This window comes from Streptomyces sp. NPDC093149 (assembly GCF_044754145.1).
Classification (GTDB): Bacteria; Actinomycetota; Actinomycetes; order Streptomycetales; family Streptomycetaceae; genus Streptomyces.
The window spans coordinates 497614-509311 of sequence record NZ_JBIVON010000005.1 but is presented as its reverse complement, the minus strand read 5'-3'; the positions used below and the strand labels follow the sequence as shown (position 1 = coordinate 509311).

Sequence of the window (11698 nt, the reverse complement as noted above, 5' to 3'; positions counted from 1 at the left end):
GTACCGGGACCGAAGGCGGGACCGGAGCCGGAGCCGGTGTCTGAGCCGGGACCGAGGGCGGGGCCGGGGCCGGGGCCGGGGAGGCCGAGGAGCCGCCGGCGGGCCCCTCCCACTCCAGGAACGCCCGGCACGAGCCGCAGAACTGCGTCCCCGGCGCATTGCTCTGCCCGCACGCCTCACAGATCACGAGACCTCCAGGTCGAAACCCACGTGCGCCGGTATCTCCGTACGGATCAGCTCCTCCAGCCGCACCCGGTCGACCTGGTACGGCTGCGAGGCCCGGACCCGGACCGTCACCCACGGCCGCGGGCCGCCCGGGAACTGCGTGTGCGGTGTCGACGACCACGCCGTGCCGCCGCTCTCGACGATGTCCGGCTCGATCCCGGTCTCCAGGAACACCGCCTCCGAGAGGCCGCGCCGGGTGCCGCGCCTGCTGTGCCGTTCGACCGCGCCGCGCACCGTCGCGCGCCGCTGCTCGACCGGGTGGTCCTCGTGCGGCTCGACGGCCACCCACCGGGCCAGCCAGGCCAGGAAGTCCTCCGGCGCGCTGCGCGGGTCGAGGTGGGCGGGCAGATTGTCGATGGAGAGCAGGACCGGGGCGAGTACGTCGTCGAGCGCGGCGAGGAACCGGCGCAGGAAGTCCTGCTCCAGATAGACCGCCGGGAGCTGTTCGATCAGCGGGTGCGGTGTCGGCAGGCCGGTCACGGCTGTACGCATGGCGGTCAGGCCTCCCGTACCCGGAGCTGGTGCTCGTAGCTGAAGACCAGTGCGTGCCGGTCCAGCGCGATCTTGGCGGCGGGTTCGCCGCGCTCCCCGGTCACGGGGTCCGCGGGGAAGAGACGGACGTCCTCCACGAGGTCCACGCCCGGCACCTGTTGCAGTACGGCGAACGCCTCGCCCGACTGGACCGGCCGCCCGAACGGCCAGCCCTCACCGCCCGGCCCGCCGCTCAGCGGGTTGAAGTAGCCGTACAGGGCCGCCAGCGCCTCCTCCCGTACCCGTTCCGGCACGACGCCCCTGCGAACCTGCACCGAGGCGACCACCGTCACCCCCTGGTAGAAGGGCGGTTCGACCACCAACCGGGCGCCGATCGGGCGCCGTTCGTCCAGGTGCCCCGCGATCAGGGCGAGCGTGTGCTGCGGCGGGACGAGCTCGTCGAACCGGATCCGGCCCTGCCCGTCGCTGCGCCCGGCCGGTACGACGAGCAGCCGCACCCCGCCCGCCTCCACGTCCGGGTCCCCGCCGGCCGGGATGCACTGCACCCTGGACGCGTCGGGGGCCACCTCGCGGGCCAGCAGCTCGTAGTCGTGCGGGACTACGGCCCGGTGCAGCGTCCGCAGCGTCATCGGCCCGCGCACCCGCGCGCTGTCCACCGTCTCGCCGTCGACTCCGCCGAGCGCGGGCCGTCGGTTCTCCACCCGGGCCACGTAAGGGATGGCGCTGCGCAGCACCCGGAGCGTGGAGCGGGCGACGTTGCCGCGCAGACCACCGCCGGTACGGTACGCGCGCACGCGGACGGTCGCGCCCTTCGGCGGTACCGCGCCGTAGTAGCGGATGGACCCGTCCCGCTCCCGTACCGCCGGACCGAACTCGACCCGTCCCGAGTTGGGGTCGAGCGTGATGTGCCGGTCGTCGGGTCCGGAGTGCGCGAAGTCGTCGACGCGGGTCCACTCCGTGCCCTGCGGACCGCCGGCCGGGTCCGCGACCTCGACGACGAAGTCGCCGGGGACGACGGGCGGGCGGCTCACCGTGAAGGTCTGTCCGGGCACCCCCTCGGCCGGGCCGAGCACCTCGTCGGTCACGGTCTCGGCGTGCACGGCCCCGACGGTCGCACCGATCGTGAACGCCGTGATCCGGCGCACCACCGGAGGCGCCATGTACGTGGGCTGCCCGGGTTCGGCCGCCACCAGCCGGCAGCGCAGCCAGCCGCCGGTCCGGCGCACGACGACGGCGGGAGTGTGCCCCTGCGGCAGGTGCAGGATCAGTTCCCCGGACCGGTTGAAGCCGCCGGTGTCGTCCTTCTCGACCTCGCAGACCGTCCAGGCGCTGCCGTCCCAGGCCTCCCAGAGCAGCGGCGGCCTCAACGGGTCCACACCGACGCCCTCGACCGCGCAGTCCAGCCGCAGCACGACGACCCCCGCCGGAACGGCGGCCGACAGCCCCACATAGAGCGCGTCGCCGGGCGTGGGCGCGGTGTCGAAGCAGGGGACGGCCCGGCCCAGTGCGAGTTCCTCGGTCCGGTCGACGGCGTCGCCGGACGTCGGCCAGGTCGCGAGATGGGCGAACTCGCACGGGACGACGGACAGTTCACGGACCGTCGTGAACACGACCGCCTCCTCCGTCTCCGTACGGACGGTCGCCACCTCCGTACCGGCCCTCACCCGCACCGGTTCGGGCTGCGGCGCGGAGAGCCGGAACGTCACATCGGTGTGGGCGGCCGTGGGCGGGTGGAGCCGGACCCCGATCAGGTCGAGGAAGGTCAGATAGCTCTTCTCCGGAACCCGGTTCACGCGGTAGACGAGCTGGTCGACCATGGTCGCGAAGGCCTCGATGAGGGTCACTCCGGGGTCGGACACGTTGTGGTCGGTCCACTCGGGGCAGCGCTGCTGGACGAGCCGTTTCGCCTCGTCGACCAGGCCCTGGAAGCGGCGGTCGTCCAGATGCGGACTGGGCAGCGTCACGCGCCGTCCACCTCCTCGTGCTGCGGAATCACATAGAACGGGAAGACCAGGTTCCGGGGGTCGTTGGCGCCCCGGACGGTGTAGCCGATGTCGATGTACAGGACCCCGTTGTCCACCTCGTCGAAGCGGACGACAACCTCGGCGACCTCGATCCGGGGCTCCCACCGGTCCAGCGCCAGACGTACCTCGTACGCCAGCTGTCCGGCGGTGCCCGCGTCCGCCGGGGCGAACACGTAGTCGTTGATCGCGCAGCCGAACTCCGGCCGCATCGGCCGCTCGCCCGGTGACGTCGCGAGGATCAGCCGGATCGACTCCTCCAGCTCGTGCTCGCCGCGCACGAGGGCGATGGAGCCGGTGGCGTCGGTGCGCGGCGGAAACGCCCAGCCCGCGCCGATGAACTGCTGTCCCATGGACGCTCAGCCTCCGATCAGCACCGTCGGGCACCCGGACACGACGGGTGAGCCGCAGGCGGCGAGGTCCCCGACGCGTGCGGCGGGCTGCCCGCCGATCAGCACCGTGGTGCTGCCGGGCGGCGCGAGCGCGGACGGCGGATGCACCGCGGGCGGCGGCGAGGCGCACAGGTGCGGGGTACCGACCGTGGCGGCGGGGAGGCCGCCGATGAGCACGGACGGGACGCCGGGCGGCCCGACCGTGCCGGGGTGTCCGGTGGGGTCGCCGACCCGTGCGGCTGCCGCCGCGGCTGCTGACATGGAAGTCCGGTCCTCTCGTTCGCGTCGCTCGGTTCAGTCGGATCGATCAGGTCCAGTGGGGCGCCCGGGTCGGGTGAGGTGCCCAGGTTCGGTGGGTCGCCCAGGTCGGGTGGGGTGCCCGGGTCGGGTGGGGTGCCCGGGTCGAGTGAGTCGCCAGGGTCGAGTGAGTCGCCCAGGCCGGGTGAGTCGCCAGGGTCGAGTGGGGCGCGCCGTGCCTCCGAAGCGTCAATTGATCTTCACCAACGGCGCGTTGATGGCCAGGGAGCCGCCGCCCTTGATGTCCGTCCGCTGCGTTCCGTCGACCGCGACCCGGGCACCGCGGACATCCACCGTGCCTCCGGTGGAGAGCTTGACCTCGCCGTTCCCGCCGTCGACCCGTACTCCGCTGCGGGACGTCAACGTGACGCTGTCACCGCTCAGTTCGAGGGTTCCCTGGCCGCCGTCCAGCGCGATCCCGCGCGCCGCCCTGATGGACACCTGCTGCTTGGCCTCGATGTTCACGCTGCCGTCGCTGTTGATCACGATCACGGTGCCCCTGCGGTCGAGATCGATCTTCAGCTTCCCGTCACCGGTGAGCAGGCGCACGCCCTGCGGTCCGTCCGCGCCGTCCAGGAGTTCCAGCTGGTTCCCGCTCTTGGATGCGACCGAACGGCGGTTGACGGCCCCGCTGGTCGGATCCACCAGCGGGGTACCACCCGCGGCGCCGGGGGCGGAGCCGGGGACGGAGCCGGGGGCGGAGCCGGATGCGGCCGGGGCGCCGCTCACCGCGTCGGCGCCCACGCCGGCCGCACCCGCCGCCCCGGCACCGCTCGGTCCTCCGCCCGCACCACCACCACCCCCGCCGCCACCGCTGCCCTGCGACGGCCGGTCCTTCCCGTTGTACAGACCGGCAAGCACGTACGGACGGTCCAGGTGTCCGTGCTCGAATCCCACCAGCACCTCGTCCCCCACCTCGGGGATGAAGGCCTCGCCGCCGCTCGTCCCGCCCGACTGCGCCGTACGCGCCCAGTCGCTCGCGTACTCGTCCGACAGCCAGGGAAACCGCACCTTGACCCGGCCGGATCCTTCCGGATCGTGGGTGTCCGTGACCGTCCCGTTGACCAGGCCCGCGCATCGCGACCCGCCGCCGGACGCCGCCCCGGACCCGCCGGAGCCCGGCCCTCCGCCGGTCAGCCCGAACAGCGAACGCTCCTGCTGTCCGGAGACCGTGAGCCAGGTCTCGTATCCACGCACCGGGTCGAAGACATGCCGCGAGGACGTGACCGTGTACCGCCCCTCGAACGGCGCACCCACCGCGTTGAGTGCCACCGCGCTGCCCGCCCGCACCTCCGGATTCCCCCGGATCACCGCCTCCAGCTCCGCGAACGATCCGGCGATCCGTTCGGCCAGGGCCTTCGCCGCCTGGTCCACCTGCGCCTGCGCCCCGTACGCCGCGTCCGTGACCACGAAACGCGCCTCGCCGAACGGCGCGGACACCTCGGCCGCGCTCACCCCGAGCTCCAGCGTCGCCGACTTGCCCGCGGGTGCCCGCCCGACCAGTGGCTGCTTCGTCCTGACGTCCCAGCCGCGCACCTCGACCTCGGAGACCTGCTCCGCGGAGGACACCCCGGCCCGGCAGCGCAGCAGATTGCTGCCCATCTCCAGGACCAGCGGGTCGCGGTCGGCGCGCGCCGAGCCGTCGGGAGCTCCGCTCGCCTCCGCGGGCCGGGTGATGTGCAACTGCCCGTCGAGCACGTACGCCTGGGCGCCCGCCTCCTCCGCGAGACCGCGCACGAACTCCCAGTCGGTGACGTTGGGCTGGGCGATGTGTTCGAGTACGGGCCCGGCGACGTCGACCGTCCCCGGCTTCAGCCCGGCGCGCTGGGCCACCTGGGCGCAGACATCGGCGAGCGTCATGTTCTGGTAGCTGGCCACCCGGCGTCCCCGGAACAGCCGGTGCGACTCGTCGAGCCCACGTACGACGGTGAACGTGCCGGTCTCGTCGATTTCCACCTCCAGGGCGGTGACCACCCCTTTCAGCAACGGCTTCGGTGCCGTGCCGCCGCCCGCGCGGGCCAGCAGCCGGGCCTCGCTGCCGATCTTCAGCCCGGTCTGCTCCAGCAGGACCCGGTCGGGGTCCCGGAAGCGCAGAAGAAACAGGTCGGGGAGCGTGCGGCTGTCGTCGACGTACCCCTCGACCAGCGTGTTCACGAACCTGGGCGGCAACGGCCGGCCGCCGAACTCCACCACCAGCGCCGACGCCACGCCCGGCTGCGCCATCAGGACCGCCCCCTGTCCCGGGTCTCTTCGAGCCGGTTCAACTCGTCCAGCGCGGGAAGGAGCAGCTGCCGTCCGGGGGCCAGCCGCATCGGGTCGTCGATCCCGTTCGCCTCCGCGATCACCCGCCAGGCGGCCGGATCGCCGTACTCGCGCTGGGCGAGCGACGGCAGCGAGTCCCCGGCGTCCAGCCGGTGGACCCGTCGGGCCGCGAGGGCGCCCGAGGTCGGGTTCTGCCCCTGAGTGTCCCCGCTGATCTCCTCCATGGTCACCTGGCAGACGGCCCGGATCGGCACACCCGACGTGGTGAACAGGGTGTACTTCGCCTGTACCTGGCTCACATAGCCCGGGAACCCGGTCAGCCCGCCCCAGTGGAAGACCACCCACGGCGGTGACGAACGCTGCTGCTGACGGGTCTCGTTCGTCGGCACGCAGCATGCGAAGAGCTGCTCGACCGAGGTCACCACGCGGGTGTCCTGGGTGTCGCTGGCGTCGAAGAACATCTCCACGGTGAGCTTGCTGGGCTGCGAACCCTGGTACTCCGGCGGGCCCGAACTCTTGGCGCCCTTGGCCGGACTCCGCTTCCAGGAGGCGGCCTTGGTGAGGCTCAGCTCCTTGGGATTGAACTGGAAGTCGATCCGCCCGCACGGGCCACCGGGCGTGAGACCGCCCCCGGTCGGCGGCGTCCGCAGCTCCAGATACGCGTGCTCCAGCTTGGGCCGGGCCGAACCTCCCCTGCCCGCCTTCGCCGCCGCACCGGCCCCGGACGTGCCGGCGGCACTGAACGCGATGGGACCCGCACCACTCACGAGGTCAGCCCTCCATCACATAGCCGTGATGGGCGATCTCGATCGTCTCCATCGCGACCTTGGGCGATTCCGGGGTGAAGGACGGACCGGTCCACCGGACGGGCACGACCTCCAGCAGCCCCCACTGGGCCACCTTCCGCCCGTCCCCGGTCCGCGCCTCGATGTGCGCCGTCTTGCGGCTGAACCCGGTCGTCATGGTGGCGAACCAGCGGGCGACCTTCTCGGTCTCCTTGGTCAGCGGCCTGGACAGCTTCACGTTCGAGTACTTCAGCCGGGTCGGCAGCTGCCACAGATGCCCGTTGTTGCCTCCCTCCTCCCGTGTTTCGAGCACCACCTCACACCCCAGCCCGTCACATGTGTTGAACGACCCGAGCTCGATGTCGTCGATCGTGACGACGAAGCAGACGCTGACGGCGGGATCCTCGTCCTGGGCGGTGGCCATGGCACGTACCTCTCAATTCCCTTTGTTGTCGCTGCCGTTCGTCAGTGCCGGGTGTTGATGAGAAATCCCGCTCGTTCGCGTTCCAGCCGCAGGTCCGCCTTGAAGAGCCGGCTGAGCGGCGTGTACAGGGCGCGTACCAGCTCGTCGGTGACGACGGGTGCCCCGGCGGGGGCGGAGGCGGCAGCGCCCGGTGCGGTGTGCTCCCCGGCCCCGGGCCCGGATTCCGCTTCCGGTCCGGGGTCCGGGGCCGGCTCCGGTGCGGGCTCCGGTGCGGGCTCCTGGGGCGGCTCGGGGGGCGGTGGTTCCGAGGCCTCCGTCTCGCGCTGGATCACGGGTGGCGCGTACGGCGGGGTCGGCGAACCGAACACGACGCTGCCGTCGGCCGCCCGCTGAGCCACCCCGGCGGCCACGGCGACCGCACCGGCCGAGGTGAAGGAGGGCGCGGAGGACACGGAGGGCGTGTGGGTGGTGGGCGGCGCGGCACGGCCACCGGAACCCGGCAATGAACGAGGCACCGGCGGCCCCCCGGCTGCCTGACGCTGCAGGGCGGGAAGCGGCGGGGAAGGCACGCCCGTCGACTGCCCCGGAGCTGTGACGGTACGTTGCAGCGCCGCCGGCAGGGACGGTGTCACCGCCGCGATCGACGGCGCACCTGCCCCGCCGGGCGTCCAGCGCACCGGAACAACATCGGCCGGCCCGACCCCCGGCCCGGACCCCTGCACCGGTCCCGCACCGGCCGGCACGGACGGTGCCGCCCCGGCCACCGTGGAACGTTGTACGGCGCCTGTCCCACCACTCCGCCCGTTCTGGAGCGTCAGGGGCCGGTCGGCGAGCAGCGGCGCGACCGGAGCGGTGGCCGGGGGCGGCGCCAGGGGGAACTGCGGCACGGCGGGAGTCCGTTGCACTGCCGACGTGGGGGCCGACGGTTTGGCGGCCGGCGATGTGGCGTCCGGCGATGTGGCGTCCGACGCGGCGGGAAGCAAGGGGGAGTCGCCGAGCAGCGGTGCGGTGGGTCCGTCGGAGTCGGGGGCCGGCTCCGGGACTGCGGGCACCTGAGCGGCCTCGGGGACCTCACCGGCCCCACCGCCGCCACCGTCCGCCGCGCCCCGGGCCAGCGGAATCCCCCCGGAATCCGGACCCGGGCCGTCAACGGCAGCCTGTCGCTGCGCCGTCGGTGGCAGTGCGGACAGGGGAGCACCGAGCCCCGGCGCGCGCCGCGGCGAGCCGGGGGCGGGCGGCATCACCGACCGCTGAACGGGCGGAGACGGGGCCGCGGAGCGGGATGGGGCCGGGCTGGCGGGCGCGGGAGCAGCCGATCCGGATGCCGCCACAAGAGGCTGCTCACCCACCAGTTGGCGCACCGGCAACTCCGCCACGGCCGACTCCCCGGCCGACGTCATCGCGGGCCCCTCACCCGGAACAACACGCTGCACGGGCACGGACAGAGGGACGGACAGGGGAACGGACCGCGGAACGGACCTGGTCCCCACCGGCAGCTCCACCGAACGCTCCACGGACCGCTGCACCGGCGCCGGACGGTCCACGGTGGCCGGGGAGACCGGGGCCGTGACCCCGTGCACCAGTCCGGTGGGCGCATCCGGGCTGACCAGATGCCCGAGGGGTGTCCCGAGCGAGGCGTCCTGCCGGGTGGAAAGCGATGCCTGGAACCCGGAAGGGTCGATGACCAGATCCTGAGCACCCAGCGTCCGTTGCATGGGAGGCAGTTCGGCCGGGTCGACCCGTTCGCGCGGCACGGTCGGCGGAGCGGCGCCCGCGCTTCCGGTCTCCGCAGCCGTATCCGTACCCGTGCGCCCGCCACCGCGCAGCCAGGACATCAGGCCCATGGATTCTCCCGCCCTCCCTGCGCTCTTCGCTACTGCCCGTTGAGGCGAGCGATCTGTGCGACGAACCTCAGACGTTCCGGGTGCTCCAGGTCCAGCAGCTCATCGAGCGGCCAGTGGAAGTGGTAGGCGAGGTACGCGACCTCCTCGTAGAGCAGGTCGGCCGCGTACGTCACGATTCCCCCAGGCGGCCACCGGCGAGATCCACCGCGAACTCCTCGTCGCAGGACGGACAGGTGACGGCCGCGCGGGTGTGGCCCTCGGCGTTGATCCGCCGGTAGAAGTCCTGCAGAAACGCCAGGTCGGAGGCGAAGAGGTCCTCGATGACGCCGGGGTGGATGTCGTCGATCGTGCCGATCCGGGTGACGACCCGGGCGATGAGGACGACCGACAGATACGCGGTGTTCTCGCGCACCCGGTCGTCCCGCAAGGGCACGAGTTCATCGCGCGCGGTGGCGAGCCGCATGACTCCGGTACGGTGCACCGCTCCCGACTCGTCGACGTACCCGCGAGGCAGCTCGAAGGCGAACTCGGTGCGCAGGGTGTCCCGTTGACCGGACCGCGCGCCCCCGGCGACCGGCGACCGTCCGTCCGGTCCTTCGAGGGCCGCCGCCGGGGCCGGAGGCGGCGTGGCCTGTGCCGTACGCCGCATCAGTCGAGTTCCATGCTCTCGTAGGTGATGGCGAGCTTCTCCGTCAGGACCGAGGTGTCACCGGCCTTGAGGGTGCCGATCTCCAGCGACTTCGGCCAGGCGTTGATGAGCTTGTAGCGCTTGATGGCGATGCCCTCGTGGTCGTACACGATCACCGCACCGTTGCGGCGGGCCGCGGTCATCCGGCCGAACCGGGAGTCCTTGATCCACCGTTCGAAACTGTTGTCCTCGGTGAGACCCCGGGTCACGGTCACCTCGCCCGCCTTCGGCCGGCCCGGCAGCTTCTTGATGGCGTAGCGGCCGTCGGCGGTGTTCTGCTTCAGCTCGATGACGTCCTGCTCCATCTTCAGACCACTGACCTCGGTGATCTGCTTGATGACGACGCTGTCGAATTCGAGGCCGAAGGAGGCCCCGACGGTGCTGTCGAGATCGGGAAGTGGCACAACAGGCTCCTTTACCGCTCTTGCCGCTTGGAGGACCTCAGAGACGTCCGCGCTGCTCGGCCCGGCTCCCGCCGGTCATTCCCGCCGGTCGTTCGTGCTCGCCGTAGGTCATTCGTCCACACCGCCGGTGCCCCCGGTCAGCTGGGAGAGCCGGAAGACGACGAACTCGGCCGGCCGGACCGGTGCCACCCCGATCTCGCAGATGACCTGACCTGCTTCGATGCTCTCGGGCGGGTTGGTCTCACGGTCGCACTTGACGTAGAACGCCTCTTCCGGCGTGAGCCCGAACAGGGCGCCCTTGCGCCACTCGTTGACCAGGAACGCCGAGACCGTGCGCCGGATACGGGCCCACAGGGCGTCGTCGTTGGGCTCGAAGACCACCCACTGCGTGCCCGCCAAGATCGACTCCTCCAGGTAATTGAAGAGGCGCCGGACATTCAGATAGCGCCAGGCTTGATCCGACGCCAGCGTGCGCGCGCCCCAGACCCGTATGCCGCGCCCGGGGAAGGACCGGATGCAGTTCAGCCCGATCGGGTTGAGCAGATCGTGCTCGCCCTTGGTCAGCTGGGTCTGCAGGGCGACCGCTCCCCGTACGACCTCGTTGGCCGGGGCCTTGTGCACACCGCGCGACTCGTCGTTGCGGGCCCAGACCCCGGCGATGTGGCCGCTCGGCGGGACCAGCCGCGCGCGCCCCGACGAGGGGTCGGCCACACGGATCCAGGGGTAGTAGAGCGTGGCGTACTTCGAGTCGAAGTTGGCGCGGTCGGTGCGCCAGGCGCGGATCTGCTGCGGGCTGAGACCCGGCGGCGGGTCGAGTACGGCGACGCGGTCGCCCATCAGCTCGCAGTGGCTGATCAGTCCCTGCTGCACGGCGATGACCGACTCCAGGTCCAGCAGCCCGCGTTCGTACGCGCTCATCAGGTCCGGCACGGCGATCGTGGTGACCTCCTCGACGGCCTCCAGGCCGCCCAGCCCGGTCCGGCGGTCGGGATCGCCGACGTAGATCTCCGGGGTCAGCGCCCCGGCACCGGGTGACGCGGGCGCCGCCGGGGCCAGGGTCACGGTCTGCGGCTCGGGCCTGGCGGGTGCGGCACCACGCCCGGACTCCCGTATCTCGATGAGCTCCGACGTGGCGTTGACCCGGGTGGCCACGTTCTCCTTGCTGCGTTTGGTCGTGACGCCCGGGTACGTCTCCGCGACCTGCCCGTCCCGCTTCACGACCAGCCGGAAGACGTCGGAGGGCGGATCGTCCCCCTCCGCCGCGGCCACTTCGACGGTGAGCTCACCGGCCGCACCGGGTCGGGGTTTCACCGCGTACGGACCGAGCTGTGTCTCCGATCCGGCGGGCAGCTGTCCGGCCGGGACGTCGTTCCCGTCCTCGGCAGGGGGCTCCGTACCGTCACCGATGCGCACCACGTAACAGACACCGCCGCCGTTGGTGAAGAAGCCGTGGACGGCGGCGGCGAGATACGTACCGTCGACGAAGTCACCGAACGTGCCGGCGAACTGGCTCCAGTTCGTGATCAGCGTCGGCTCGTCGAACGGGCCCTTCTGCGCGAAGCCGACGAAGGCGGCGACCGAGGTGCCCACCCCTTCGATCGGCCGGGATCCGGACTCGATCTCTTCGACGTAGACGCCCGGGGACAGGTACGACGGCATGTGAGTCTCTCCTTGGCCGGGGAACGCCCGCAATTCTTGCGACAGCCGCGATCACCGGGAACGGACGCACGGCCGCCCGCCCGTGCACGGGCCGCTGCCCGATCAGGCAACGCGCACGCGCTGTACGGCCCAGCGGGCGCTGCCCCCGGCCGCGTCCCCGCGCACTGCGCACGCGATCCACCGCCCCCGCACTCTGGGACGGCTG

General features: G+C 72.3%; 12 protein-coding genes. All 12 read right to left on the bottom strand.

The genetic code is table 11. The features are described from left to right. Positions 1-183: 183 nt before the first annotated feature. A complete protein-coding gene (locus tag ACIQCZ_RS18835; protein WP_351081646.1) occupies positions 184-717 on the bottom strand; it encodes a phage tail protein in 534 nt (177 codons plus the stop codon). A 5-nt stretch (positions 718-722) separates the two neighbouring features. Continuing rightward, the gene (locus ACIQCZ_RS18830) at positions 723-2681 is read right to left on the bottom strand and encodes a putative baseplate assembly protein (RefSeq protein WP_402283470.1); all 1959 of its coding nucleotides are present in this window, start codon (positions 2679-2681) and stop codon (positions 723-725) included. Next, positions 2678-3091 carry a GPW/gp25 family protein gene (locus tag ACIQCZ_RS18825; protein ID WP_351081650.1) on the bottom strand — a complete coding sequence of 138 codons (414 nt, stop codon included), beginning with the start codon at positions 3089-3091 and terminating at the stop codon, positions 2678-2680. The genes ACIQCZ_RS18830 and ACIQCZ_RS18825 overlap by 4 nt, the downstream gene beginning before the upstream one ends. 6 nt (positions 3092-3097) lie before the next feature. Next, entirely contained in the window at positions 3098-3391 is a 294-nt protein-coding gene (locus ACIQCZ_RS18820; RefSeq protein ID WP_402283468.1) for a PAAR domain-containing protein, read from the bottom strand. Positions 3392-3616: 225 nt separating this feature from the next. Beyond that, positions 3617-5650 carry a VgrG-related protein gene (locus ACIQCZ_RS18815; RefSeq protein WP_402283466.1) on the bottom strand — a complete coding sequence of 678 codons (2034 nt, stop codon included), beginning with the start codon at positions 5648-5650 and terminating at the stop codon, positions 3617-3619. Then, positions 5650-6456, bottom strand: a complete 807-nt coding sequence (locus ACIQCZ_RS18810; protein WP_402283464.1) for a peptidase M23 — start codon at positions 6454-6456, stop codon at positions 5650-5652. Before ACIQCZ_RS18810 ends, ACIQCZ_RS18815 begins: the two co-directional genes overlap by 1 nt. Before the next feature lie 4 nt (positions 6457-6460). After that, positions 6461-6898, bottom strand: coding sequence for a phage tail protein (locus ACIQCZ_RS18805; RefSeq protein WP_351081658.1), 438 nt, complete (start codon positions 6896-6898; stop codon positions 6461-6463). Between the two features lie 41 nt (positions 6899-6939). Then, positions 6940-8742 (bottom strand): hypothetical protein, encoded by a 1803-nt coding sequence (locus ACIQCZ_RS18800; RefSeq protein ID WP_402283462.1) that lies wholly within the window; start codon positions 8740-8742, stop codon positions 6940-6942. 29 nt (positions 8743-8771) lie between these two features. Then, positions 8772-8915 carry a DUF6760 family protein gene (locus tag ACIQCZ_RS18795; protein WP_093896703.1) on the bottom strand — a complete coding sequence of 48 codons (144 nt, stop codon included), beginning with the start codon at positions 8913-8915 and terminating at the stop codon, positions 8772-8774. Further along, positions 8912-9391: a hypothetical protein gene (locus ACIQCZ_RS18790; RefSeq protein ID WP_402283460.1), complete on the bottom strand. Its 480-nt coding sequence runs from the start codon at positions 9389-9391 to the stop codon at positions 8912-8914. Before ACIQCZ_RS18790 ends, ACIQCZ_RS18795 begins: the two co-directional genes overlap by 4 nt. Then, entirely contained in the window at positions 9391-9834 is a 444-nt protein-coding gene (locus tag ACIQCZ_RS18785) for a phage tail protein (protein WP_072488539.1), read from the bottom strand. The genes ACIQCZ_RS18790 and ACIQCZ_RS18785 overlap by 1 nt, the downstream gene beginning before the upstream one ends. A gap of 108 nt (positions 9835-9942) precedes the next feature. Further along, positions 9943-11493 carry a phage tail sheath family protein gene (locus tag ACIQCZ_RS18780; RefSeq protein ID WP_402283459.1) on the bottom strand — a complete coding sequence of 517 codons (1551 nt, stop codon included), beginning with the start codon at positions 11491-11493 and terminating at the stop codon, positions 9943-9945. Between the last annotated feature and the right edge of the window lie 205 nt (positions 11494-11698).